The sequence below is a fragment of the Hydrogenophilus thiooxidans genome, from assembly GCF_019049855.1.
GTDB classification, from domain to species: Bacteria; Pseudomonadota; Gammaproteobacteria; order Burkholderiales; family Rhodocyclaceae; genus Hydrogenophilus; species Hydrogenophilus thiooxidans.
Genome location: NZ_JAHLSY010000003.1, coordinates 120,109 through 146,035, shown reverse-complemented (window position 1 = coordinate 146,035; position 25,927 = coordinate 120,109). Strand labels below are relative to the sequence as shown.

Below are 25,927 nucleotides of genomic sequence, written 5' to 3'. Positions count from 1 at the left end.
ACCACTCCACGCTCAGCGGCGCGATCGGCCCGCGCTGGGGTCAGTGGAGATAGCGCGGCGGGGGATTGCCATGGCCAGATGGTTCCTCCCCGTTGGGGTTTTCGCCGGGCATTTCGGCATGGACCAGTTCCCCATGGGGGTTGGGAAAGAGCGGGGCGCCGCAGTCCTCGCAAAATTCGAGTGGCAGTGTTCGGCGCAACACCAGCGTATCGGTGACGCCGCTGTCGCGCAGCGTCGCGACGATCCGTTCGACCGTCTCCTCTTCGTTTTCGTCGGTACCAATGAGCGGCCAAGGCACCCCATGGATCACTTGGCCGCTCGGTTTCAAGCAAAAACCGATGCGGTATTCGAATTCGCCGTTGCCTTCACACGGGGCGATCACCGCGCGCAGACGGCTCGACGCGATATCGAACTCGGTTGCCAGGTAGGCAACCGCTGCGAAGATTGCGAAAACGCGCGAGTCGCGGTTTGCCTTGCGACTGGCAGTGAAGTAAGCGTCAGGCGGCTCCAATTCGATACCGCAGCCGATCAGCAGCCGTTCGAATACCGGATGAGCCCGTTTGCGCCACGCCGCAAACGCTTGCTCGCGATCCCCTTCCGGCAAGTGCCAACGGAAGATCGCTTCTCCGTTCGGAATCGCTGCGGCGATCAGCAGGTAACGGATGTCGGAGAGGAACACCATTGTCTCGTTGAGGCGGTCGCTATCGACCGGATAGTCTTCGTTAGCGAGTGCGGCATTTTGCATCGCTTTGAGCAGGTGCTGGGTGGGAATGTAGCCGTCTGGAAGTTGGTCTGGGCTAAAGAGGTGGTTCGCGATCGCAAACCGAACCCCTGGTGCGAAGACGTGTGCAGCCAATGCAGTGCGCAGGTGTTCGAGCGCAGCGGTGGGAATGGTCTTCGCGGGCACCGAAAAGCGGGACCACGCCAGTACCGGCGCGGCAATCAGGAGCAGCGTTTCCTTTTCGCCGGTGACGACTTCGGCTTCGCTCTCCACCGCATCCAACAGCTCTCCGTAGGCCGATTCGTCGCTGCGGTAGAGGTGTTCGAGCGCCTGTTCGATCACGTTGTCGTTGCCTTCCTCGAGAAGCTGACGAACCGCAGCTTCGATCTGTTGCTCCCACCAACGGTCTTCGACTCGGCTGCCTGAACGCGCCAGGCCTTGAGCCAGCCAGCAGAGGTGCTCGGCGCTCGGTGCCATCGCACTGGGGCGGTTGCGTCGTTTTTTGGGTTGGGGATTTTTGGGATTGTTCATCGGTTCCCTTTCGTTACAAGTCTTGGTAGCGGCGGATCTTTTCGAGATGGAGCATCACCACTGCCGCGATCTCTTCAATCGATTTCGTCGTGGTGTCGAGCCACGGGATTCCTTCCCGTCGCATCAACTCCAGCGCCAGTTCGATTTCACGGCGGCAATTGGCCAAATCGGCGTAGGCGCTGTTCGGGCGCCGTTCGGAACGGATTTGCGCCAAGCGTTCGGGTGCAATCGTCAGCCCGAAGAGTTTTTCACGGTGCGGTCGCAGCGCTTCCGGTAAGCGCATGCGCTCTAGGTCTTCGGGAATCAGTGGGTAATTGGCCGCTTTGATCGCGTAGGTCATCGCAAGGTAGAGGCTGGTCGGGGTTTTGCCCGAACGCGAAACCCCGATCAAGATGATGTCGGCTTCGACCAGCGTATGGTCTTGGGTAATGCCATCGTCGTGCGCCAATGCGAAGTTGATCGCCTCGATGCGGCGGTGATAGCTGTGCGTGTCCCGCATTCCGTGAAAGCGGCCGACGGTGTGGGTGCTCTCCATGCCGAATTCGCGCTCGAGCGGGTCGATGAAGGCGCCGAAGAGGTCCATCACCAGGCCGGGACCGTTCTGGATCACGGCCAGGACTTCCGGTTTGACCAGCGTCGAGAAGACGATAGGACGAAAACCGCTTCCTTGGGCGACCCGTTCAATCTTGCTGACCAGTTCGCCCGCTTTTTGCGGGGAATCGACGAACGGGGCGCGCACCACCACGTAGTCGAGGTCGGGAAACTGGGCCAGGAGGCTTTCGCCCAACATCTCCGCGGTGACGCCCGTACCGTCGGAGACATAAAAGACGTGGCGTTTGCGCGGAATCGGCATCGGAGCATCCTTGATCGGCTAAAAAGGATTGAAATGGCAGTAAAGCCATTAGAATAATGGCTAGTTATTTTATCCGATCCTCCAGGGAGTATTGGCATGACCCGTTACGTGATCCCATTGCGCGAGTTGCGCATGTCCGATGTGGCCCAAGTCGGTGGCAAGAACGCGTCGCTGGGTGAAATGATCAGCCAGTTGCCTGACAGTGTCCGCGTGCCGGATGGTTTCGCCACGACGGCCGAGGCCTTTTGGCGCTTCCTCGACGACAATGGGTTGCGGCAAAAGATTCACGATCTGCTCGAAGGGCTTGACGTCGACGACTTTGCGGCACTGGCGCGCACCGGCGCTGCGATCCGTCAAATGGTGATGCAAGCGCCATTCCCAGCAGAGCTCGAGGCGCAGATCCGTGCCGCGTACGCCGAAATCACCCGCGAGGGTGAAGGGAGTTTTGCCGTCCGTTCGTCGGCCACTGCCGAAGATCTGCCCGATGCTTCGTTTGCTGGGCAGCAAGAGACGCTCCTTAACGTGCGCGGCATCGAAAACATCCTGCACGCGATCAAAGAGGTGTTTGCGTCGCTCTACAACGATCGTGCGATCGCGTACCGGGTCCATAAAGGGTTCCGTCACGCCGAGGTGGCGCTTTCGGCGGGGGTGCAGCGAATGGTGCGCTCCGACGTCGGTGCGTCCGGGGTGATGTTTACGCTCGACACCGAATCGGGCTTTCGCGACGTCGTTTTCATCACCGCCTCCTACGGCCTGGGGGAAATGGTCGTCCAGGGCGCAGTGAACCCGGACGAATTCTACGTGCACAAGCCTACCTTGGCGCAGGGCAAACCGGCGATCATCCGCCGTTCGCTCGGCTCCAAACTGATCAAGATGGTTTTCACGACGCCCGGCGAAGCAGGGCGCGTCAAAGAGGTGGACACCACCCCGGAAGAGCGCAATCGTTTCTGTATCAGCGACGAGGATATCCTCGAACTCGCCCGCTATGCGCTGATCATCGAGCAGCACTACGGGCGGCCGATGGACATCGAATGGGGGAAAGACGGGATCGACGGCAAGATTTACATCTTGCAAGCGCGTCCTGAGACGGTCAAATCTCAGGAAAGTGGCCGCGTGCTCGAAAAATTCCGCCTCAAGCAGCACGGCAAAGCGATCGTGCAAGGGCGGGCGATCGGCCAGAAGGTCGCCGTCGGTAAAGTGCGTATTGTCAAAGACATCAGCGAAATCGAAAAAGTGCAGGCGGGTGACGTGCTCGTCACCGACATGACCGACCCCAACTGGGAGCCGGTGATGAAGCGCGCCGCGGCAATCATCACCAACCGGGGTGGGCGTACCTGTCACGCGGCGATCATCGCGCGGGAACTGGGGGTGCCTGCGATCGTTGGGTGTGGCGACGCCACCGAAGTCCTCAAAGACGGTGAAACGGTTACCGTCTCATGTGCGGAAGGGGATACCGGTTACGTCTATCGTGGGGCGCTCGAATTCGAAGTGCAGCGCACCGATCTCGGCGAACTGCCCGAATTGCCGGTGAAAATCATGATGAACGTCGGCAACCCGGAGCTCGCGTTCGAGTTTGCCCAGATTCCCAACGCCGGTGTCGGATTGGCGCGGCTTGAGTTCATCATCAACAACGTGATCGGGATCCACCCGCGCGCGATTCTCGAAATCGACCGCATTCCGGCGTCGATCCGCGAAGAGATCGAGCGCCGTGCGCGGGGTTATGAAAGCCCGCGCGCCTTCTTCGTCGAAAAACTGGCCGAAGGGGTCGCGACGATCGCTGCGGCGTTCTACCCCAACCCGGTGATCGTTCGTCTTTCCGACTTCAAGTCGAACGAATACCGCAAACTCCTTGCCGGTGAAATCTACGAGCCGGAAGAAGAGAACCCGATGCTCGGTTTCCGAGGTGCTGCACGCTACATTGCGCCGAGCTTCCGCGACTGCTTCGAAATGGAGTGCGAAGCGCTCAAGAAAGTCCGCGACGTGATGGGGCTCACCAACGTCAAGATCATGGTGCCGTTCGTCCGGACGGTGAAAGAGGGCGAACGGGTGATCAAGCTCCTTGCGGCGAACGGCCTTGTGCAGGGCCAAAACGGGCTTGAACTCATCATGATGTGTGAGGTGCCCAGCAATGCGCTGTTGGCGGAAGCGTTCCTGGCGCGCTTCGACGGTTTCTCGATCGGTTCGAACGACCTCACGCAACTGACCCTTGGGCTTGACCGCGACTCGGGGTTGGTTGCCGAATCGTTCGACGAACGCGATCCGGCGGTTCGCATCCTCCTTGGGATGGCGATCGACGCGTGCAACAAACTCGGGAAGTACGTCGGGATCTGCGGTCAAGGGCCGTCGGACCACCCCGACTTTGCCGAGTGGCTCATGGATCGCGGAATTCAAACGATTTCGCTCAACCCGGATACCGTGATCGATACCTGGTTGCGACTGGCGAACCACCGCAAGCAATAAACCTAAAGCGTCTGCGGGGCCGTTGACAAGGCATGCGGTTTTGCTAGAATAACGGTCTCGCGCAACGCGAAGCGCCCGTAGCTCAGTTGGATAGAGTACCTGGCTACGAACCAGGTGGTCGGAGGTTCGAATCCTTCCGGGCGCGCCAAAGAATACCTAAGGCCCCGGTTCAATCCGGGGCTTTTTTGTTTTTTGCACGCAAATGAAGACGAAAAAGCGCCCATCGTGGGCGCTTCATCAGGCTCTCGGCGCGAAAGAGATCAAACCGCGTGACAGATCACCAGAACTGCCACCACGGTTTTTCGTCTTTACTTCGCCGCTCCCCATATTTGAGGTAGTCGGAATCGGGAAAGTTGAGTTGTAACACACGTTCCGCGTCGGTTTTGAGATCGGTGAGCCCTAAGCGGTCATACGCTTCGCGCATCAGCCAAAGCGCGTCTTCGACGAGTGGGGTATCGGAGTAATCGGTCACGACCACCTTCGCGCGGTTGGCCGCGGCCAGATAAGCGCCGCGCTTGAGATAGTAACGGGCCACGTGGAGCTCATGCCGCGCCAGGCTGTTGCGCAAGTAGATGACCCGGGCCTCGGCGTCTTCCGCGTATTTGCTTTCCGGAAAGCGGCGCAACAGCTCCAGGAATACTTCGAGCGACTCTTTTGCCGCTTTCGGGTCGCGCTCGCTCATGTCTTGGTTGCCGAGCGCGGCAAAGAGGCTGCGGTCTTCGTTGAAGAGGATCAGCCCTTTGAGGTAGAGCATATAATCGAGGTTCGGATGGTCCGGGTGGAGCCGCAAGAAGCGCTCGATCGCCGCCAGCGCGAGCTCCGGCTCCCCTTGTTTGTAGTAAGCATAGGCCGTTTCGATTTGCGCCTGCTGCGCATAACGGCCGAAGGGGTAGCGCGATTCCAGCTTTTCCAAGAGCTCGGCAGCACGCTGATAGTCGCCATCGTCCATTGCCGCCCGCGCTTCGCTATAGAGCTTTTGCGCGTTCCATGAGCGCGTTTCGTCGATCTTTTCGGGGAGCAACCCACAGCCGGCAAGTGTTGCGGCGGCCATCGTCACAAGAAACCAACGTTTCATGAATACTATCTCATCTGTGGAAGAGCTTGACGATTATAGAACGGAATACCATTGGCGGGTCGCGTCCGACGCGTCGTTCGTGCGCCTGGACAAATGGCTCGCCGAGCACGCACCGGAATTTTCCCGCTCGCAGTGGCAGAGGTGGATCCGGGAAGGGTGCGTACTCGTCGACGGCGAACCGATTTGTTCCCCAAAACATACGCTGGCGCCGGGCGCTGAGGTGGTGGCTGCCGTCACGATCGAACCGGTATGCGTCGATCGGCCAGAGCCACGGATTTTGCCCATCGTCTTCGAAGACGATCATCTGCTGGTGCTCGACAAGCCAGCGGGTTGGGTGGTCCATCCGGGCGCGGGACACCGCAGTGGCACCCTGATGAATTGGCTCTTGGCGTACGACGCCGCGCTGTCGAACCTCCCGCGCGCGGGCATCGTTCACCGGTTGGACAAAGAGACCAGCGGACTGATGGTGGTGGCGAAAACGCCCGTTGCCCATCAGCAATTGGTCGCTGCATTGGCCGCGCGCACGATCGCGCGCCGCTATTGGGCGATAACCGTCGGTCGGATCGAACGCAAGACCACCGTTGCGGCGCCGATTGGACGCCACCCCACACAGCGGGTCAAGATGGCCGTGGTGCCGCATGGCAAACCTGCCGTCACCCATGTGACGCCGTTGGAAACGTTCGGCGACACGGCTACCCTCGTGCAGTGCGATCTCGAATCGGGGCGCACCCACCAGATTCGCGTCCATCTCGCCCATCTGGGCCACCCCCTGATTGGCGACCCCCTCTACGGCAATGCGAAAGTGCGCCAATGGCCGTTGGCACGCCAGGCACTACACGCCAGTCGCCTCACGTTTCGCCATCCGGTCCATGACGAGACGATGACGTTTCATTCGCCATTACCGGACGACTTGGCCGAACTGTTGCACACGTTGCGCGCCGCGCAATGAGCGGCTATAACGAAAACATGGACGAATTACTGCTCCTTACCGTTACTGCACTGCGCCCCTACGGCGTGACAATCCGGCTGACGACGCGTACCGGTGGCGTCAGCGCAGGTGGCTATCACGCGCTCAATCTGGCTGACCACGTTGGCGACGACACGGCCGCAGTTGCGGAAAACCGCGCGCGGTTGCGCGCAACCTTGGGCAGCGACCCACTGTGGCTCAAGCAGGTGCATGGCACGACCATTTGGGATGCGGACGCAGCCGATCCATCCGGCCACGCTCCTCCGCAAGCCGACGGGGCAACCACGGCGCGCGCGGGGCGTTGGCTGGCGCTACTTACCGCGGACTGCTTGCCGGTGGTCCTGGTACGGAGCGATGGGGCGCGGCTTGCGGTGGCGCATGCAGGGTGGCGAGGGCTGGCTGCTGGTATCTTGGCGCGCGCTGTCGCCGCGCTCGGGGATGCCCCGTTCGCCGCGTGGATCGGTCCCGCGATCTGCGGCCGGTGCTACGAGGTCGATGCTCCGGTGATCGAAGCGCTCACCGCACTCGGCCCTTGGGTGGCGCAAGCCGTGCGTAACGGAAAGCGCGCGGGCCACTACACGGTTGACCTTGGCGCGATTGCCGCCGAGCAGTTGAAGCGTTTGGGCGCGCAATCCGTCCTTCCCAGCGGACTCTGTACCTGGGAAAATGGGCTATGGTATTCTCATCGCCGAGACGGGCCGCAAACCGGACGGTTCGCGACGTTGGCCGCATTACAACCGCGACCAGAATACCCCTAGGAGAGGAGGAGTCACCCGATGCAACCATTTCCCTTCGCGTTTCCCGCCGCGATGATGTCCAATGCCGCCAGCGGTAGCCCATTTCCTGGCGTGCCGAACTTCCCCATGCCGGGCGGAGGCATGCCCTCTTTTCCGGGTATGCCCGCGCTGCCGCCGATGCCACCCGAACTCACGGAACTCTTCGCGCGCTGGATGCAGCGGCCAGAGAAATGGCGCGAATGGGGCAATCGGTGGCTGAGCGCGCAGAGCCAATTGTGGGATCGCTTCATCCATCGCCGTACCGAACCCGTGGTGCCGGAGGTTGAGCAGGACCGGCGTTTCTCCGCACCGGCATGGAAAGCGAACCCGATTGCCGACTATTGGCGGCAGTCGTACCTTGTGTTCAGCCAACTGGTGATGGAGCTGGTCGAAGCGTCCGATTTCCCGGACGGAAAGACCAAATGCCGGGTGAAATTCGTGGTGCGTCAATGGCTCGATGCGCTTGCCCCCAGTAATTACCCGGCAACCAACCCGGAATTCATCGAAACGGCGATGGCTACGCAGGGGGAGAGCATTCGTCGCAGTATCGAAAACCTTCTGGCAGACCTGCGCAAAGGCCGCATTTCGATGACCGACGAAACCGCGTTCGAAGTGGGCAAGAACCTCGCGGTGACCCCGGGTGCGGTCGTTTATGAAAACCCGTTGATGCAGCTCATCCAATACGCACCGCTTACCGAAACCGTCGGCGAGCGGCCGCTTTTGTTCGTACCGCCGTGCATCAACAAGTTCTATATCATGGATCTTGTGCCGGAAAGTTCGCTCGTGCGCTTTGCGGTCGAACAAGGGTATACGGTTTTCCTCATCTCGTGGAAAAACCCAGGGGTTTCCGAGGTCCATTTCGGCTGGGACGACTACCTGGCGTTGGGGCCGCTCACAGCGCTCGAAGTCGTGCGGGAAATCACCGGTTGTCCCGATCCCAACGTGTTGGGATTCTGCGTCGGCGGAACGATCCTGGCGTCGGCGCTCGCGGTTGCGGTTGCCCGTGGCGATCCGCCCGTGCATAGTCTGACCCTGATGACGACACTCTTGGATTTTGCCGAAAGCGGGGAACTGGGGTGCTTAGTGGATGAGGCGAGCGTTGCGGCTCGGGAGGCGACGATCGGCCAAGGTGGCTTGATGTTGGGGTCGGAACTCGCGCAAGTCTTTTCGATGTTGCGGGCAAACGACCTCATTTGGAATTACGTCGTCGGTAACTATTTGAAGGGGGAAAAACCCAAGCCCTTCGATCTGCTCTATTGGAACAGCGACAGCACCAATCTGCCCGGGCCGTTCGTCACCTACTACTTGCGCCATATGTATCTGGAAAACGAACTGCGCTTGCCCAATAAATTGAACATGCTGGGTTACCCCGTCAATCTCGGTGCCATCACCGCGCCCGCCTACGTAATGGCGGCGCGGGAAGACCACATCGTTCCGTGGCGCGGGGCATACCATTCGATGCAGCTTTTGGGGGGTGAAAAACGGTTCGTGTTGGGCGCAAGCGGTCATATCGCGGGTGCGATCAATCCCGCGAAGAAGAATCGGCGCAGTTATTGGGTCAATCCCGAATTGCCGCAGGAGCCGGACGAATGGTTTGCCGCGGCGCGCGAATGCCCCGGGAGTTGGTGGAACGATTGGGCCGATTGGCTGAAGGAGCACAAAGGGAAAACGGTGCCTGCGCGTGAGTCGCTCGGAAACGACAAATACCCACCGATCGAACCCGCTCCGGGACGCTACGTCAAAGAACCGGCGCTGCCGCTCGTGCGAGGAGCGCGTGAAGCCGCGGCCGTGTGAGTAGCGGTGGAATCGAAAAAGGGAGGGTCAAATGGTTTTCAACACCACAAGGAGGGAGCAATCATGAGTCGCATTGCATTGGTAACCGGAGGTATGGGGGGGTTGGGCGAAGCGATCTCCATCAAACTCGCTGCGATGGGGTATCGCGTCGTCGTCACCCATTCGCTCAACAACACCAAAGCCCCCGAATGGTTGACCAAAATGGCGGAGATGGGCTACCACTTCCGGGCCTATCCCGTCGATGTCGCCGACTTCGACTCGTGCGTCGAATGTGTCGCGAAGGTCAAAGCCGAAGTCGGGCCCGTCGATGTCTTGGTCAATAACGCAGGGATCACCCGGGACATGACGTTCCGGAAAATGACCAAAGCCGACTGGGATGCGGTGCTGCGCACCAACCTCGACAGCGTCTTCAATATGACCAAGCAGGTGATCGAAGAGATGATCGCGAAGGGGTGGGGGCGCATCATCAACATCTCGTCGGTCAATGGCACGAAAGGGGCGTTTGGGCAAACCAACTATGCGGCGGCCAAGGCCGGGATGCACGGGTTTACCAAGTCGCTCGCGCTCGAAGTCGCGAAATATGGCGTGACGGTAAACACCATTTCGCCGGGCTATATCGGTACCAAGATGGTGATGGCGATTCCCAAAGAGGTGCTCGAAAGCAAAATCCTGCCGCAGATCCCGTTGGGGCGTCTGGGTAAACCGGAAGAGGTAGCGGGGCTCGTCGCCTACCTGGCGAGCGACGAAGCGGCGTTCGTCACGGGTGCCAACATCGCGATCAACGGAGGACAACATATGTATTGAGGGAGACCATCCCTCAACGCGAAATTGTTGCAGCGCAACAATTTCGCGATACAATAGTACCGCTTGGCATCCCACCAAGCGGTTTTTTTTATTCAACACACCGAACGAAGGGAGTCATGATGACAACACAACGTATCGCACTGGTAACCGGCGCCATGGGCGGGATCGGAACGGCCATTTGCCAGGAGCTCGCCAAAGAGGGGTATCGCGTCGTTGCCAACTGCATTCCGGGCTTCCCGCAGAAGGAGGAGTGGCTGGCTGCACAAAAAGCACAAGGTTTCGATTTCGTAGCCGCCGAGGCTGACGTTGCCGACTACGACCAGTGCAAAGCGATGGTCGCGAAAATCGAAGCTGAAGTGGGGCCGATCGACATCCTGGTCAATAACGCGGGGATCACGCGGGACAAATTTTTCCACAAGATGGAAAAGGCGCAATGGGACGCCGTGCTGCGCGTGAACCTCGACAGCATGTTCAACGTCACCCGTGACATCGCGCCGAAGATGGCGGAACGGGGCTGGGGGCGGATCATCAACATCTCCTCGGTAAATGGCGTCAAAGGGCAAGCGGGGCAGACCAACTACGCCGCAGCGAAAGCCGGGATCCTTGGTTTCACCAAAGCACTGGCGCTCGAACTCGCTGCTAAAGGGGTGACAGTGAATGCGATCGCGCCGGGGTACGTCGCCACCGAGATGGTGATGGCGATCCGCGAAGACATCCGGCAAGCGATCATCGACACCGTGCCGATGAAGCGCCTGGCCAAACCGGAAGAGATCGCGGCGTGCGTCGCGTTCTTGGCCAGTGAGAAAGCTGCTTACATCACGGGGGCAACGCTCAACGTCAATGGCGGTCTGCACATGTACTGAGCCACTCGTTTGACGAAACGAGACTTTTTGGCGGCTGGGCTGCGAACGGCGGTATAATTGCCCGATTGCGGCCGAGCCGCGTGACCATGAGAGTGCTCCATGAACGCGGGAAGCGAACGCGTCATCAAGAAATATCCCAACCGGCGGCTCTACGATACCGCAACCAGCACCTATATTACGCTGGCGGAAATCAAAGAGATGATCCTTCATCACGAGCCGGTGCGTGTGATCGACGCCAAAACGCAAGAAGATCTGACGCGCAGCGTTTTGCTGCAGATTTTGATGGAAGAAGAGGTGGGGGGAGAGCCCATCTTTTCCACCGAAATGCTCGCCAGTATCATTCGTTTCTACGGCCAGGCGTCGCAGACGCTTTTTGGTCAATACCTGGAAAACAGCCTGAAAACGTTCCTGGAACTGCAAAGCCGCATGCAAGAGCGCTTTCGCGCAATCTACGGTGACAACGCGGTGATGGGGCCAGAGATCCTCGCCCAGTTTCTTTCACTGCAACCGAAAGCGATGCAGTCGATGCTCGATGCCTACCTCGAGCAAACCCAAAACTTATGGCATCAAATGAACCAACAGATGCAGCGCCAAGCGCTGAGCTGGTTCGAAGCTTTCTATCCCAAATCCAATCCCACCTCGAAAAACCCGCAATCGCAAGATGAATCGAAGTGACCCCACGCCGCGCGTCGGCATGGTGAGTTTGGGGTGCCCCAAAGCCACCGTCGACACCGAACGCATTTTGACGCGACTTCGTGCCGAAGGGTATGAAATCACACCCGAATACGGCGAAGCCGATCTCGTCATCGTCAACACCTGTGGTTTCATCGAAGAAGCCGTGGCAGAGTCGCTCGATGCGATCGGCGAAGCGATTCAGGAAAACGGCAAAGTGATCGTCACCGGCTGTTTGGGCGCACGCCGTGACGTGATCCTTGCAGCCCACCCCAAGGTGCTTGCGGTGACAGGGCCGCATGCCACCGACGAAGTGATGGCGCTCGTGCATCGCCATCTGCCCAAACCCCACGATCCGTTCGTCGATCTCGTACCGCCCCAAGGCGTACGGGTCACTCCGGCGCATTATGCGTACCTGAAAATTTCCGAAGGGTGCAACCACCGCTGTACCTTTTGCATCATTCCTCAACTTCGTGGCGACCTGGTGAGCCGGCCCATCCATGAGATCATGGAAGAGGCAGAAGCGCTTGTTGCCTCTGGCGTCAAAGAGATTTTGGTCGTCTCACAAGACACGAGCGCCTATGGGGTCGATCTCAACTACCGCACCGGTTTCTGGCAGGGGCGACCGGTCAAACAGCGACTCACCGAATTGGCCAAGCTCTTGGGCGAATTGGGGGTCTGGGTTCGCCTGCACTACGTCTATCCCTACCCGAGCGTCGACGAGCTGATTCCGCTGATGGCCGAAGGGAAAATCCTGCCGTACCTCGATATCCCCTTTCAACACGCAAGCCCCAAAATCCTTCAGTTGATGAAACGCCCAGCCGCTACCGAAAAGGTCTTGGAGCGCATTCGCAAATGGCGGTCGATCTGCCCCGATCTCACCATCCGCTCCACCTTCATCACCGGTTTCCCAGGCGAAACCGAATACGATTTCGAATTGCTGTTGCAATTTTTAGAAGCGGCGCAGCTCGACCGAGTCGGAGTTTTCCCCTATTCGCCCGTCGAGGGAGTAGCGGCGAACGAACTCCCTGATCCTGTCCCGGAAGCGATCCGTGAAGAACGGCGGATCCGGCTGTTGGCATTTCAAGAGGACATCTCGACGCAGCGGCTCGAGCGGTGGATCGGGCGGGAAATCGACGTCCTCGTCGAGGAAATCGACGAAGAGGGCGCGGTTGCCCGCTCGGCGGCCGATGCGCCGGAAATCGACGGCTTGGTCTATGTCGCCAATGGCGCGGCGCTTACCCCCGGCGAGTTTGCCCGTGTGCGGGTGGTCGATTGCGACGTCCATGATCTCTATGCGGAGACGGTCTGATTGTATTTATCAATCGAGGTCATTGTTTTTGAAAATCACGTCACTTGACCTAAATCAATACTAAATTTGTGCTATTGCGGTACCCTGTTAGTGGTTTTTCTCAGGGAGCGTAATCATGAAAGTACGGAAGCTAATCGTTTCGCTATCGGTTGTCGGGATGAGCAGTGTCGCAATTGCAGACGCGCAACTGCGGGCTGAGGTGGCAAAGCTGATACAACCCATACAACCAGTCGTTATTTCTGCTGATCAAAAAGCTAAAGTTGAATTAGGCAAGCAGCTCTTTTTCGACCCCAGATTGTCGATGTCTGGGATCATCTCCTGCAACACCTGCCACAACGTTATGTTGGGTGGGGTCGACAATCTCAAGACTTCCATCGGTCATAAGTGGCAACCGGGGCCTGTGAACGCACCAACGGTATTCAATTCCAAGCTCAATTTGGCTCAATTTTGGGATGGTCGAGCTGCCAATTTGAAGGAACAAGCTGCTGGGCCGATTCAAGCTCCCGTCGAAATGGCAATGCCTCACACCTTGGCCGTTGAGGTGATTCAGTCTATCCCGGGATATGTTTCGCAGATTCAGGCAATTTATGGCACGGACAAAGTCTCGTTGGACCACATTACCGATGCCATTGCAGCTTATGAAGAGACACTGGTTACACCCAATTCACCCTTCGATCGCTGGTTAAGAGGCGATGATAAGGCTATGACAGCCGAACAGATCGCTGGGTTGAAGATCTTCTACGAAAGCGGGTGTGTTGCCTGTCACAATGGGCCCAACTTAGGTGGGAATTCGTACCAGAAGATGGGGGTGGTTGAGCCGTACCGGAGTTCCTCTCCGGCTGAAGGGCGCGCTGCAGTCACCAAGAAGGATGAGGACCGCTGGTTTTTCAAAGTACCAACTTTGCGTAACGTTGAGCTCACCTACCCATACTTCCACGATGGCGAAGCCAGTACGCTCGAAGAGGCGGTTGTCCTCATGGGGCGTCTCCAACTTGGCAGAACGTTCAGTGACGATGAGGTGAAAAAAGTTGTTGCCTTTCTCCATGCCTTGACTGGAGAACGTCCGCAAGATGTCCTTCCGCTCTTGCCCGCATCAGGACCCAATACACCCCGCCCCGATCCGTTCAAATGATGGGACCGATGTTCTGAGTTTGACCCTTTGAGGCAAATTTTGGGTCGACTGCCGCTTGGCGAAGCCCCCTATACCGTAGGGTGCCGATGCAAGCGGCAGTACCGCCTGAAGAGCCTGACTGGTTACTTTACCTTGCTTGCGGCGTCCAAAAGGGCGCTTTGCAAGAGCTCTTCTACCGTCGGGTGGTAGTAAGGGAGCGCCAGGAGATCCCGCACGGTTTCCCCGCGTGCGATCGCTTGCGCCAAAAAGTGGCCCAAGTGCTCCCCCTGTGCCGCGACGAGTTCGGCGCCGAGCAGTTTACCGCTTCCCTTCTCGGCATAGACACGAACGAGCGTTTCGGTTTCGTCGAGCACCCGCGAACGACCATTCTCTTCGCCCTTACCGGTACCGATCACGATCGTTTCTGGGTCGAGATCGGCAAAGCGTGCGCCAACGCGGACCACGTCCGGGTCGCTGAAAACGATTGCCAACGGGGGGAGCACTTTGCGCGGAAGCGGGGTTTCTCCCTTCGCCACCAGCGCCGCGTTTCTGCCTGCCGCACCCCCTTCCACGGCCGCTTCGTGCATGAGCGGCAGCAACCCATTGGCGTCGCCCGCGATGAAAATGGGCGCGCCCCCGGCTTGTAACGTTTCGGGATCGAAACGTTCCGGAAAGCCGCGTGGGTTCAGGGTGACGCCTGCTGCCGGCAGATCGACGCGATCCAGGTTGCTGCGCCGTCCCGTGGCGACCAGAAGCGCATCGACAACGGCTTGCGATCTGTCGGGGAACCGAATCAGGATGTCCGCAGCACGCTCTTCGAACGTTGCGGCCGTTTCCAGGCGAATCGGGAACTCACGCTGAAAACGGGCAAGCGCTTTGGCCCGAACTTCCGGGTCACTGATGCCGGCCAAGGTTGGCGCCTGCTCGACGCCCACTACATCTACGCCCAAGCGGGAGAGCGCAAGTCCCATTTCGATGCCGATCGCGCCAAGCCCTACGACACCGATCCGCCGCGGGGGTGTGTCGATCTCGAACAGGGAATCGGTGGTCAAGAGCCGGGTAGCGTTGATCGACATCAGGTTTGGGGGCAGGAAGGGGCGAGAGCCCACCGCCAGCACGAACGCTTTGGCTTCGACGATCACCTTTTCGCCATCGTCGCGCGCCACCTTGACCGCGTGCGGAGCGATAAAGCGGGCACTGCCCATGATCAAATCGTCCCCGGCGAACTGTCTGGTCCGCTCTGCGGTGCGGTCCGCGAAAAAATCACGTTTGCGCCGCACCTCTGCCCATGCGGCGGTCAAATCGGGTTCGCTACCAGCCGCAGGTGCAGGAAACCCGCAGTGTGTGGCAGTGCGTGCGGCGTTCCACAGGTGCGCCACGTGCAGCGCAGCTTTCGAGGGCATGCAGCCCACCCGGGCACAGGTGGTGCCCAGCGGACCATGGTCGATGAGCACCGCGGAGCACCCGCGTTTGCGCACTTCGCGCAGCGCGTAGAGCCCTGCGGTTCCGGCACCGATGATCGCAACGTCGACAGAACGGGTGGCGGAGGTCATGGAATTCTCCAGTAGTAAATCATGAAAGACTTATTCATTCTAACATGGTGAGAAGGACGAACCGGGGGCCAGCACGCGTTGCCGTTGTTCGCCAAGCAGGTCGCAACCGGCATGAATCGTGTCGCCGATTTGCAAATAGCGCGGCGGGTTCTCTCCCATCGCAACGCCTGCAGGCGTTCCGGTGGCGATCACATCACCGGAGGTGAGGGTCATGTAGTGGGAGAGGTAGCTGATCAACTGAGCCACGGTGAAAATCATCTCACGCGTGTGTCCGGTTTGCCGACGTTCGCCATTGACGTCGAGCCAGAGGGTGAGCGCTTGCGGATCAGGGATCTCGTCTTTGGTGACCAACCACGGGCCGACGGTGCCGAACGTGTCACAGCTTTTACCCAACGCCCATTGTCCGCCACCGGCTTCCATTTGCAGTGCGCGTTCCGAAACGTCGTTGATCAGACAGTAACCCGCAACGGCGTCCAACGCGCGCGCAACGGGGATCTGTCGGGTCACGGACCCGATCACCACGCCCAATTCGACTTCGAAGTCGAGTTTCGAAAAGCCCGGTGGCGGGATAATGGGATCGTTCGGCCCCTGAATCGTGCTGGTCGCTTTGAGGAAAACCACCGGCCGTTCGGGAATGGGGAGGTTGGCTTCTCGCGCATGGTCGCGGTAGTTGAGTCCAATCGCAATGAATTTTTGCGTGCCGGTAAATGGCGCGCCCAAACGAACCGGGTCGCTGACCAACGGCAGGCGATAAGGGTCGAGGGCGCGCAGCGCATCGAGTGTTTCTGGGGTGAGGTGCGTGGCGGTGAGATCGGGAATGAGTGCTGAGAGATCGCGTAGCTGCCCATCGGGGTCGACCAGCGCCGGACGTTCTTGTCCTGGCAGTCCATAGCGAGCCAGTTTCACCGTTTTTCCTTTCTGCGTGGCACACACAAAGATTGACCCATTGTACCGCTTTCGGGTAGAATGGCGGCTCTTTCCGGAGACGTGGCCGAGAGGTCGAAGGCACTCCCCTGCTAAGGGAGCATACCGGCTAAAACCGGTATCGAGGGTTCGAATCCCTCCGTCTCCGCCACCCGTTCTGCGATCCTCTTTTCCTGAATGTCCTGGTCACCCACCCAAAATGAAGCGCTGATCGCGCTCTTTCTTCTCACCTATCTGGGCATCGCATTGGGTCGGCTGCCGCGATTGGCGATCGATCGCACTGGGGTGGCGCTCCTTGGTGCGTTGGCGATGGGTTTGGTCGCGAACGCCGATGCCGCAACCCTCACATTGCTCGTCGATTGGCCGACGATGGCACTTCTCTATGCGTTGATGCTCTTTTCAGCGCAGTTGCGACTGGGGGGTTTTTACACGTTTTTGGCGCTTCGGCTGGTGGACTCCGTGAGCGAATCGCCTCGACGATTCCTGGCGTGGCAAATGGCAGCGAGTGCGGCGCTTGCGGCGTTTCTTTCCAACGACGTGATCTGCTTGGCGGTTGCCCCTGTGTTGGTGGAAACCTGCCGCGCCGCACGCATTGCACCACTGCCGCACCTGTTGGGGCTAGCGATGGCAGCGAACATCGGTTCGGCGGCTACCCTGATCGGCAATCCCCAAAATATGTTGATCGGACAGGTTGGTGCGCTTGATTTTGGCTCCTATACGGCGTGGAGCGCGGTTCCCGTGGTGTTGTCGTTGGCTTCTGCGTACGCCATTCTGTGGTGGCAATTTCGTGGCGCGCTCGCAAAGCGGGCTGTCGGCATGATTGACCTTGCCGAATTGGCGTCTGGAAAGCCGCCCTTCGATGCCTGGCAGAGCGGCAAGGGGATCGCCCTCTTGGCGGGTTTGGTGGCCCTTTTCTTTACCGAAATTCCGCGCGAACATTCGGCGCTTGTTTGTGCTGGCCTTTTGCTGCTTTCGCGACGGATGGCCACCCGAGCACTGTTGGAGCGGGTCGATTGGCATTTGATCACCCTTTTTTTGGCGTTGTTTGTCGTCGTCGGTCTTCTCCGTACCACCGGAGCACCAGAGGCGGTGATGGCGTGGTTGGCGCAGCGCGGGGGTGAGGTCACGCAGCCGCTCTTTTTCACGACGTTGACCGTGGTGTTGAGCAATGTCGTGAGCAATGTCCCTGCGGTGATGCTCCTCATGCAGTTTTTGTCGCCTGAGCAGGTGTCGCTCTGGTATTTGCTCGCAGTGGTCAGTACCTTTGCTGGCAATCTCCTGCTGGTGGGCAGCATCGCCAATTTGATCGTCGCGGAGCAGGCGGCGCGTTACGGTGTGGCCATTAGCTTTGCTACCTATTTTCGTTCCGGCGTTTGGGTAACGTTCGCTTCTCTTCTGGTGGTGCTCGGGTGGTTTTCGCTCGTTGCGCCTTGACGGTACAATAGTCATCACCCATATCCTAAATGAGGAATCCAATGCAATTCGATCGTGAATTGGACGCGCGTGGGCTCAACTGCCCACTGCCCATTTTGAAGACGAAAAAGACGCTCGCGGAAATGCAATCGGGCGAAGTGCTGCGCGTGCTGACCACCGACCCGGGCTCGGTGCCCGATTTCACGGCGTTCGCCAAACAGTCCGGCAACGAACTGTTGGCGGTGACGGAACGCGACGACAAGTCGTTCGAATTTTTTCTCAAGCGGCGGTAAACAACAAGGGTTTTCGGTGGTCACGTGAGCCACGGAAATCCCGTTGCGCGCGTCGTCAAGAGCGCTCTTCTTTTTGTGAAGCGCATAGCGTCGTGCCGTGCTGAGGTGCGGCAGCGATCGCGCGCTTAGGCCACGGGAGCTGGATGAGGACGATACTGACGAAAATCAGCAACCCGCCGAGCCATTGGAGCGGAGTCAGCCGTTCGCCGAAATAGAGAACGCCCCCCAGCGCCGCAAAAAGCACTTCCGAACTCAGAATGATCGCTGCTTCCGAAGGGCGTGTGTGGCGTTGTGCGATCACCTGCAGGGTAAAGCCGATACCAACCGAGAGTATCCCGCCGTAGGCGATCGTCAGCCAACCGGCCTGAAGCGCAGCCAGGTCGAACGGCTCGAACAGCAACCCTAGGGCAGTCGTCAGCACCGCACAGACCAGATATTGCCCGAACGCGATCACGATGGGCATTCCTAAGCGGGCGACGACGTGACCGACGAAATGGACGTGCAGTGCCCAGAAGAGGCTACTGAGGATGACCCACCCATCACCACGGTTGAACCCGTCGAACTGGCCGCCAGCCAAGAGGAAGGTGCCAAAAAAAGTGAGGAGTGTGAGCGGGAAAACGAGCCAATGGGGTCGGTTGCCGTCGAGTAACCACGCGAGGATCGGGACCAGAGGAATATAAAGCGCGGTCAAGAAGCCCGCATTGCTGACCGTAGTGGAAACGATCCCGATCTGTTGGAGGACGATCCCAGTACCGAGCAAGAGTCCCAACCCGGCAATGGGCCAGAGCTGCCGAGGCGTGGGCGTGGCATGGCGCCGGCGGTAGGTATGCCATTGTCTTAGCGCCAGCGGAACCAAGAGCGACAGACCCAAGAAAAAACGCAGACCCGTATAGAGAAACGGACCGAAATGGTCCATCCCTTCTTTTTGGGCCACGAAGGTGCTGCCCCAGATGGCTGCAGCGGTGAGCAGCAACAGGTCGGCAGTACGGGGGCTCATCGTCGGTTACCTAATGGTGGCTGATCGTGACGCTCACGACGCGGCGAAAAAGGCGGCGCGCAAACCGGATATCAGCATCTGCACGGCCATCGTCGTGAGAATCAGCCCCATCAGCCGTTCCATTGCAGCCATACCGGCGCGACCTAGGCGTTGCGCAATGCGCTCGCCCGCCAAAAGGGCAACGGTATTGATCGCTACTGCCGCCAGAATCGCCAGGATCAGGGTGAGCGGTTCGAACCCTTGGCGCGCAGTGAGCAATACGGTGGCAAGCGCCGCAGGGCCGGCGATCATCGGAACGGCAATCGGTACGATCAGCGGTTCTTCTTGTCGCATCGCCTCTTCGGGTGCAGAGGTGGGCGAAGGGAAAACCATACGCACTGCGATCAGAAACAGGATGATTCCGCTCGAGATTTCCAATGCAGCAGGGGTGAGGCGTAGGGTGGAAAGGAGCCAGTCGCCAAAAAAGACGAAGAGGACGAGCAGTGCTGCTGCGATCAGGTTTTCCCGCACGATGATGTGGACGCGTCGCTCATGGGCGACGCCGCGCAGCAACGAGATCAACAGTGGAATGTTGCCAACCGGATCCAACAGGATCAGCAACAGGACGAGCAGCGAGAGCAGTTCGTTGGTCATAGCGCACCGAAGCGGAAAATTTTAGAACCCGTGTTTGACTTGTGCCAGAAACGCGCGTGCGCGTTCGTGTGCCGGATCGTTGAAGAAGCGGTCTGGCGTGGTGTCTTCCAGGATGCTGCCCTGGTCGAAAAAGAGGACGCGATCGGCGACTTCGCGGGCAAATCCCATCTCATGGGTGACCACGAGCATCGTGATGCCGGTGTGGGCCAGTTCGCGCATTACCGTCAGAACCTCATTGACCATTTCGGGGTCGAGGGCGGAGGTCGGTTCGTCGAAGAGGAGCACTTTGGGGTCCATCGCCAGTGCGCGGGCAATCGCCACGCGCTGTTGTTGCCCCCCTGAGAGTTGAATCGGGTATTTGTGCGCGTGGTCGGCCAAGCCCACCCGTTCAAGAAGCGCCATTGCTCTCGTTTCCGCTGCTTTGCGGGCGACTTTACGAATGCGCATCGGTGCCAGAGCGACGTTGCGCAGAACGGTGAGGTGGGTAAATAGGTTGAAATTCTGAAACACCATCCCGACTTCCCGTCGGATGGCAGCCAGGTGCTTCGGATCGTCGTTGAGTTCGATGCCGTCGATGAAGATTTGACCTGCGTCGTGCTTTTCCAGTCGATTGAGCATGCGCAGGAATGTCGACTTGCCCGAACCGGAAGGGCCCAAAATGGCGGTGACTTCGCCGGGATAGAACCGGGCGGTCACCCCTTTGAGCGCGTGAAAAGCGCCGTACCGTTTATGGACGTCGATGGCTTCGATGATCGGGTGTTCGTTCATGATTCAGCGCTTCCGGCCGACGTCGAGCATCTGCTCGATCGCGTTGGTCATGGTGGTAAACGCCGTAGTGAGAATGAGATAGATCGCTCCGACGGTCAGAAACACAGGGATCGGTTGGTAACTTTCGGCTTGGATGCGGTAGCCGACCATCGTGAGTTCGACCACGCTGATCGCGTAGGCAAGCGACGAATCTTTGACGAGCGACGCCAGGTTGTTGGCCAAAGCCGGGAGCGCGATCCGCATGCTTTGGGGCAGGACGATGTCCCAGAAGGTTTGGAAGGGGGAGAACCCGAGCGCTTTTGCGGCTTCGATCTGCCCATGGGGAACGGCAAGGATGCCGGCCCGGACGCATTCCGAATTGTAGGCGCCGATGTTGAGCGAAAGGGCGATTGCGGCCAGGGTGAAGTCAGAGAGCGACCATTGCGCGGGCAAGAGGGTGGGAAGGACCAACCAGACGAACAAGATTTGTAGAAGGAGCGGGGTGCCACGCAGGACCCACACGTAAAACGCGCAGAACCAACGGATCGGTTTGATCGGGGACAGGTTACCCAATCCAACGAGGACACCAAGGACCAGCCCGGCAAGACCGGAGACGACCGTGAGCCCGACGGTCACCCGCGTTCCTTCGGCAAAGAGCTCCGCCGCGGGGCCGATCGGTTCTGGGGCGTAGGAGAGGGGGATCGCCATCCCCCAAAGGAAAATCAACAGACCGATCAGCGCGGTAAAGATCGCTGCGCCAGGATGGTGGCGAATCCAGTCCATGATGAGGTCGAGCTCCGCGCAGGATCAACCGATCACTCGGGGCAGGAGACGTCTTCGCCGAAGTATTTTTGCGACAGGCGTTGGTAGACACCGTTGCGCATGATCGCGGCAAGCCCTTCGTTGAGTTTTTCCTTGAGTTCGGGGTTGTTCTTTTGCAGAATCATCGAGACGCGCTCATAGAAAACTTGTTCGCCAGCTGCCAGGTTGGGATCACCGTTTTTCTCGAGCGTGGCTTTGACCAGAAAACGGTCGGAGATCCAGGCGTCGACTTTGCCGGCTTTGAGCGCTGCGAACGCTTCCGGGTCCGATTTGTAGGTTTTCAGCGCTTTGAGTCCGGGAATTTTGCGTGCGTTTTCGAGGTAGCTGGTGCCAATTTGAACCGCCACCGTTTTTCCAGCCAGCGCTTTGACGGTCAACGGGCCGTCTTTGCGGGCCGCGATCATCCCACCAGTGCAATAGTGCGGGTTGGTGAAATCGACCGCTTTGGCGCGTTGTTCGGTGTACCCGTGCGAAGCGATTGCGAAGTCGTACCGTCCCTGCTGGATTGCAGCGATCTGCGCGTCGAAGGGCACCGTACGCCATTCGATGGCAAGCCCGAGTTCTTTGGCGATCGCTTCAGCGAGTTCCACTTCAAACCCTGTGAGCGTTTGTCCTTCGAAGTAGTTGAAGGGATAGAAAGCGCCCTCGGTGATCGCGTGCAGTTTCCCAGAAGCCTGGATGGTCTGCCAGTCCCGTGCCCATGCTGGGGCAGTCAGTACAGACAATGCGGCAAACACAGTGATCAGCAGGCGCTTCATCGCGGTACCTCCACGCAATCGAACGAACCGCACGATTGTAGTGAATCGGTCAAAACGGGGAAAGCGGGATTTCCCCGCCTTGACAGAAGTTCCTGTTTTTGCTAGCGCACTCAGCGCCGTTCGAGTCTGGCCAGCTGTGCGTCGATCTGGGCCAACTCTTCGGTGAATTTCGCCAGACGTTCGCGTTCTTGGGCAACGACCGCTGCAGGAGCGCGCGTAACGAACGCTTCGTTTGCCAGTTTCCCTTGGGCGCGCGCGATTTCGTTGGTGAGCCGCTGCCGCTCTTTCGTCAGCCGAGCCTTTTCGGCTTCGAGATCGACGGTGACTTCGAGCATCCATTGCCCGCCTGCGGCAACGGCGACTGGGGCAAGGAGTTGCTCAGGCAGTTCGGGAACGACTCGAACCGCCGAGACCCTGGCCAGTGCTTCGATGTAAGGGGCAAACCGCTCGGCTTGCGCGGCGTCGAAGCCGGTGACGAGCAACGGAACACGTTCGCCGGGTTTGAGCCCCATCTGAGTGCGAATACTGCGCACTTCGTTGATGATCGCTTTGAGGTCGGCCATCGCGGCTTCCGCCGCTTCGTCGATACGTTCGGGTTGCGCGACAGGGTAGGGCGCGAGCATGATCGAGTCGGTGGTTTTGCGCGCGGCAACCGGGGCGACGGCTTGCCACAGGGTTTCAGTGATGAAGGGGATCACCGGATGGGCAAGGCGCAATGTCGCTTCCAATACCCGCAGAAGGGTTCGCCGTGTGGCGCGTTGTTGGGCCGCGGTGCCGTTCTTGAGCTGGACTTTCGCGAGCTCCAGGTACCAGTCGCAATACTCGTCCCAGATGAATTCGTAGAGGGTGCGTGCCAAAAGGTCGAAACGGTAGGCGTTGAGATGCTGGTCGGCTTCGTGTTCGGCGCGTTGCAGTCGCGAGACGATCCAACGGTCGACAAACGAAAAGTCGAGGTATTCGCCTTGGCAGGCATTCGGCTGGTGGTCTGCCAAGCCGCAATCGTGTCCTTCGGTGTTCATCAACACGAAGCGCGCGGCGTTCCACAATTTGTTGCAGAAGTTGCGGTACCCTTCGCACCGGTTCAAGTCGAACTTGATGTCACGCCCGGGTGAGGCGAGACTGGCGAAGGTAAAGCGCAGCGCGTCCGCACCAAACGCGGGGATCCCGTTTGGGAACTCTTTGCGGGTGCGCGCGGCGATGGTTTCGGCTTGCTTCGGGTTCATCAAACCGAAGGTGCGTTTTTCGATGAGCGCATCGAGCGAGATGCCATCAATGAGGTCGATCGGGTCGAGCACGTTCCCCTTCGACTTCGACATCTTCTGCCCTTCGGCGTCTCGGATGAGCCCGTGCACGTAAACGTCGCGGAACGGGATTTTCCCGGTGATGTGGGTGGTCATCATCACCATGCGCGCCACCCAGAAAAAGATGATGTCAAAGCCAGTCACCAACACCGACGAGGGGAGGTAGAGGTCGAGCGCCGGGTTCGATTTCGCCGGGTATTCCGGTGTCCAATCGAGGGTCGAAAAGGGCCAGAGCGCGGACGAGTACCAGGTGTCGAGCACGTCGGGGTCGCGCACGAGCGGGCCGCTGTAACCATCGGCAGCGGCAAGCTGCGCCGCTTCCGTTTCGTCATGGGCAACCCAGAAGCGCGGGTTCTCTTTGCCCTCGTCTTCGGCGGCGTACCAAGCGGGGATCTGGTGCCCCCACCAGAGTTGGCGGGAGATGCACCAATCTTGGATGTTGGTGAGCCATTGACGGTAGGTGTTGGTCCAGTTTTCCGGGATGAAACGGATTTCGCCGGTATCAACGGCCTCGAGCGCCTTCTGCGCGAGCGATTTGCCGTCGGGCGCAGGCTTGGTGGTGGCAACGAACCACTGGTCGGTAAGCATCGGTTCAAGAACGACACCGGTGCGGTCGCCGCGCGGGATCATCGCGCGGTGGGGTTTGACGTCGACGAGTAGCCCCTCTGCCTTGAGCGCTTCGACCACGCGTTCGCGCGCCACGAAGCGGTCGAGCCCACGGAATGGCTCGGGGACGTTGTCGTTGAGGTGGGCGTCGAGCCGCATGATGTTGATCATCGGGAGGTTGTGGCGTTGCCCCACCGCGAAGTCGTTGAAGTCGTGCGCCGGTGTGACTTTGACACAGCCGGTGCCAAAGGTGGGGTCGACCGCTTCGTCGGCGATGATCGGGATGCGGCGGTTCGCGAGCGGCAACAGAACCGTTTTACCGATGAGGTGGCGGTAGCGTTCGTCGTCGGGGTGGACCATCACCGCGGTGTCACCAAAGAGGGTTTCGGGGCGGGTGGTGGCGACGATCACGCCCTCGACGCCATCCACGGGGCCGTCGGCAAGCGGATAGCGGATCGACCACAGGAAGCTCTCCTCTTCTTCCGCACTCACTTCGAGGTCGGAGACGGCGGTTTTGAGTTTGGGGTCCCAGTTGACGAGCCGCTTGCCGCGGTAGATCAGCCCTTCGCGGTAGAGGCGAACGAAGGTCTGGATCACGACGCGCGAAAGCCCCTCATCCATCGTGAAGCGTTCGCGGCTCCAGTCGGCGGAGGAGCCGAGCCGGCGCATCTGTTGGGTGATGGTGCTGCCCGAGTACTCTTTCCACTGCCAGACGCGCTCCAGGAACTTTTCGCGGCCGAGCTCTTGACGGGTCCGTCCCTCTTTTTCGAGCAGCCGTTCGACGACGATCTGCGTGGCGATACCGGCGTGGTCGGTTCCGGGTTGCCAAAGCACGTTGTCGCCGCTCATTCGGCGCCAGCGGATGAGGGTGTCCATGATCGTCTGGTTGAAGCCGTGCCCCATGTGGAGCGTTCCGGTGACGTTGGGGGGCGGCATCAGGATGCAGTAGGCCCGTTTTTTGCCGGGGTCGAAACCCGTTTTGAAATAACCCGCGCTTTCCCAATGGCGGTAGAGCGGTTGTTCGATCGCAGCAGGGTTGAAGCTTTTCTCGAGTTCCATCGTCGTCCGGGTTGCATCGGTAAAAGGGGAATTATAGCCGGTTGCGCTCGCGCCGTTTTTGCTTGAGTTCCCATTCGAGCCGCGCAACGACCCGTTCGGTGAGCGCCGTGAGCTCTTCCTGCACGAGCGCGGCGGTGCGTTCGGCAACCCAACGCGCAAACGCTTCGTCCTCCGCTTCTGTTACCACGGCCGGAGCGTTGGGAACTGGGTCAGAGACTCCGGGTGACAAGGGTTTGGCTGCGGTTGTGGCGGTGGCTGTTTCTGGCGGAGGTGGTGAAACGCAAGGCGCTTGCACGGTTTGGGAAGCCGCAAGCTCCGCTTTTTCGGTCAACACCGGCAACGCGTCGAGCGGTACCGGCGGGATTTCCGGCAAGGTGAGCGCAGCGGTGTTGGCGGTGGAACGCAAGGGAGTCTCCCATGCGGGGCGGTCGTCATCGGCAAAAGGGGGGCGAACCATCATGGCGTTCCTCGGGCAACATCGACCGCGCAACCCAAAGCGCGGTAGTATCGGTAGCGTTTACGCGCGGGCGCTTTGTCCGCTTCACTGGTTCCGACGATTTCGAAAAGCCATTCGCAGTCCGGGAGCGACGCAAACGCGGCGCGCGCCAAGTTCACCCAAACGGGGCGTGGCGTGGGAACGGTCTCTTCGGCAAGCAGCAAAACGATCGGGGTTTCTGCGGCAATGGGGTCACTCACCCGGACGTTGGGCAGAAAAAACCCCGGACGGGATTCCCACAAAGTTTTGCTGAGCGCCGCCAGTTGTGGTTCGTCTTCGAGACGAACCGCAACCTGGCGGCCACTGCGATAGGCGCGCTCAATGAGGCGCACCGCGGTATCCAGCGGATGGCTTTGATCGGGAAAGAAGCGGACGCGGCACACCAT

General features: G+C 59.5%; 24 protein-coding genes and 2 tRNA genes. 13 read left to right on the top strand and 13 right to left on the bottom strand.

Features of this window, described 5'->3' with window-relative positions; genetic code table 11:
• Positions 1-40 precede the first annotated feature (40 nt).
• Complete coding sequence (locus KUL93_RS02655; RefSeq protein ID WP_217125570.1) at positions 41-1,252, bottom strand: DUF2863 family protein; 1,212 nt, start codon at positions 1,250-1,252, stop codon at positions 41-43.
• 13 nt (positions 1,253-1,265) lie between these two features.
• A complete protein-coding gene (gene ppsR, locus KUL93_RS02650; protein ID WP_217125569.1) occupies positions 1,266-2,105 on the bottom strand; it encodes a posphoenolpyruvate synthetase regulatory kinase/phosphorylase PpsR in 840 nt (279 codons plus the stop codon).
• Between the two features lie 96 nt (positions 2,106-2,201).
• Between ppsR and ppsA the strand changes: the two genes are divergently transcribed.
• Positions 2,202-4,565, top strand: a complete 2,364-nt coding sequence (gene ppsA / locus KUL93_RS02645) for a phosphoenolpyruvate synthase (protein ID WP_217125568.1) — start codon at positions 2,202-2,204, stop codon at positions 4,563-4,565.
• Between the two features lie 71 nt (positions 4,566-4,636).
• Positions 4,637-4,713: transfer RNA gene (locus KUL93_RS02640), tRNA-Arg, on the top strand.
• A 129-nt stretch (positions 4,714-4,842) separates the two neighbouring features.
• Here KUL93_RS02640 and KUL93_RS02635 read toward each other — a convergent pair.
• Complete coding sequence (locus KUL93_RS02635) at positions 4,843-5,640, bottom strand: outer membrane protein assembly factor BamD (RefSeq protein WP_119335361.1); 798 nt, start codon at positions 5,638-5,640, stop codon at positions 4,843-4,845.
• On the opposite strand from KUL93_RS02635, the gene KUL93_RS02630 reads away from it, so the two are divergent.
• From KUL93_RS02630 to KUL93_RS02595, 8 genes are all read left to right on the top strand, one after another.
• On the top strand, positions 5,639-6,589 hold the full coding sequence (locus KUL93_RS02630) for an RluA family pseudouridine synthase (RefSeq protein ID WP_217125567.1): 951 nt from the start codon (positions 5,639-5,641) through the stop codon (positions 6,587-6,589). The two genes, KUL93_RS02635 and KUL93_RS02630, sit on opposite strands and share 2 nt — an antisense overlap.
• 17 nt (positions 6,590-6,606) lie before the next feature.
• Positions 6,607-7,365 (top strand): peptidoglycan editing factor PgeF, encoded by a 759-nt coding sequence (pgeF, locus tag KUL93_RS02625; protein WP_217125566.1) that lies wholly within the window; start codon positions 6,607-6,609, stop codon positions 7,363-7,365.
• Positions 7,366-7,383: 18 nt separating this feature from the next.
• The gene (locus KUL93_RS02620) at positions 7,384-9,177 is read left to right on the top strand and encodes a PHA/PHB synthase family protein (protein WP_217125565.1); all 1,794 of its coding nucleotides are present in this window, start codon (positions 7,384-7,386) and stop codon (positions 9,175-9,177) included.
• 63 nt (positions 9,178-9,240) lie between these two features.
• On the top strand, positions 9,241-9,981 hold the full coding sequence (phbB, locus tag KUL93_RS02615) for an acetoacetyl-CoA reductase (protein ID WP_217125564.1): 741 nt from the start codon (positions 9,241-9,243) through the stop codon (positions 9,979-9,981).
• A 116-nt stretch (positions 9,982-10,097) separates the two neighbouring features.
• A complete protein-coding gene (fabG, locus tag KUL93_RS02610) occupies positions 10,098-10,844 on the top strand; it encodes a 3-oxoacyl-[acyl-carrier-protein] reductase (RefSeq protein ID WP_217125563.1) in 747 nt (248 codons plus the stop codon).
• Positions 10,845-10,943: 99 nt separating this feature from the next.
• Positions 10,944-11,519 carry a polyhydroxyalkanoate synthesis repressor PhaR gene (gene phaR, locus KUL93_RS02605; RefSeq protein WP_119335357.1) on the top strand — a complete coding sequence of 192 codons (576 nt, stop codon included), beginning with the start codon at positions 10,944-10,946 and terminating at the stop codon, positions 11,517-11,519.
• Positions 11,506-12,828: a 30S ribosomal protein S12 methylthiotransferase RimO gene (gene rimO, locus KUL93_RS02600; protein WP_217125562.1), complete on the top strand. Its 1,323-nt coding sequence runs from the start codon at positions 11,506-11,508 to the stop codon at positions 12,826-12,828. Before phaR ends, rimO begins: the two co-directional genes overlap by 14 nt.
• Before the next feature lie 157 nt (positions 12,829-12,985).
• Complete coding sequence (locus tag KUL93_RS02595) at positions 12,986-13,960, top strand: cytochrome-c peroxidase (protein WP_430408197.1); 975 nt, start codon at positions 12,986-12,988, stop codon at positions 13,958-13,960.
• A gap of 122 nt (positions 13,961-14,082) precedes the next feature.
• Here KUL93_RS02595 and KUL93_RS02590 read toward each other — a convergent pair whose 3' ends face one another.
• Positions 14,083-15,492, bottom strand: a complete 1,410-nt coding sequence (locus tag KUL93_RS02590) for a dihydrolipoyl dehydrogenase (RefSeq protein WP_217125560.1) — start codon at positions 15,490-15,492, stop codon at positions 14,083-14,085.
• Positions 15,493-15,531: 39 nt separating this feature from the next.
• A complete protein-coding gene (locus KUL93_RS02585; RefSeq protein ID WP_217125559.1) occupies positions 15,532-16,398 on the bottom strand; it encodes a fumarylacetoacetate hydrolase family protein in 867 nt (288 codons plus the stop codon).
• Positions 16,399-16,473: 75 nt separating this feature from the next.
• On the opposite strand from KUL93_RS02585, the gene KUL93_RS02580 reads away from it, so the two are divergent.
• The 3 genes from KUL93_RS02580 to KUL93_RS02570 all read left to right on the top strand — a co-directional run bounded on the left by KUL93_RS02580 (position 16,474) and on the right by KUL93_RS02570 (position 18,122).
• Positions 16,474-16,567 (top strand) — tRNA-Ser (locus KUL93_RS02580).
• A 26-nt stretch (positions 16,568-16,593) separates the two neighbouring features.
• Positions 16,594-17,850, top strand: coding sequence for an ArsB/NhaD family transporter (locus KUL93_RS02575; RefSeq protein WP_217125558.1), 1,257 nt, complete (start codon positions 16,594-16,596; stop codon positions 17,848-17,850).
• A gap of 41 nt (positions 17,851-17,891) precedes the next feature.
• Entirely contained in the window at positions 17,892-18,122 is a 231-nt protein-coding gene (locus KUL93_RS02570) for a sulfurtransferase TusA family protein (RefSeq protein WP_217125557.1), read from the top strand.
• 55 nt (positions 18,123-18,177) lie between these two features.
• Here KUL93_RS02570 and KUL93_RS02565 read toward each other — a convergent pair whose 3' ends face one another.
• The 8 genes from KUL93_RS02565 to KUL93_RS02530 all read right to left on the bottom strand — a co-directional run bounded on the left by KUL93_RS02565 (position 18,178) and on the right by KUL93_RS02530 (position 25,927).
• Positions 18,178-19,119 (bottom strand): DMT family transporter, encoded by a 942-nt coding sequence (locus KUL93_RS02565; protein WP_119335350.1) that lies wholly within the window; start codon positions 19,117-19,119, stop codon positions 18,178-18,180.
• 33 nt (positions 19,120-19,152) lie between these two features.
• Positions 19,153-19,752 (bottom strand): MarC family protein, encoded by a 600-nt coding sequence (locus KUL93_RS02560; protein ID WP_217125556.1) that lies wholly within the window; start codon positions 19,750-19,752, stop codon positions 19,153-19,155.
• Between the two features lie 21 nt (positions 19,753-19,773).
• Entirely contained in the window at positions 19,774-20,520 is a 747-nt protein-coding gene (locus KUL93_RS02555) for an amino acid ABC transporter ATP-binding protein (RefSeq protein ID WP_217125555.1), read from the bottom strand.
• A gap of 3 nt (positions 20,521-20,523) precedes the next feature.
• Complete coding sequence (locus KUL93_RS02550; RefSeq protein WP_217125554.1) at positions 20,524-21,282, bottom strand: amino acid ABC transporter permease; 759 nt, start codon at positions 21,280-21,282, stop codon at positions 20,524-20,526.
• Positions 21,283-21,314: 32 nt separating this feature from the next.
• Entirely contained in the window at positions 21,315-22,079 is a 765-nt protein-coding gene (locus KUL93_RS02545) for an ABC transporter substrate-binding protein (protein WP_119335346.1), read from the bottom strand.
• Between the two features lie 110 nt (positions 22,080-22,189).
• On the bottom strand, positions 22,190-25,045 hold the full coding sequence (locus KUL93_RS02540) for a valine--tRNA ligase (RefSeq protein ID WP_217125553.1): 2,856 nt from the start codon (positions 25,043-25,045) through the stop codon (positions 22,190-22,192).
• 31 nt (positions 25,046-25,076) lie between these two features.
• A complete protein-coding gene (locus tag KUL93_RS02535; RefSeq protein ID WP_217125552.1) occupies positions 25,077-25,505 on the bottom strand; it encodes a hypothetical protein in 429 nt (142 codons plus the stop codon).
• On the bottom strand, positions 25,502-25,927 hold the full coding sequence (locus KUL93_RS02530; protein WP_217125551.1) for a DNA polymerase III subunit chi: 426 nt from the start codon (positions 25,925-25,927) through the stop codon (positions 25,502-25,504). Before KUL93_RS02530 ends, KUL93_RS02535 begins: the two co-directional genes overlap by 4 nt.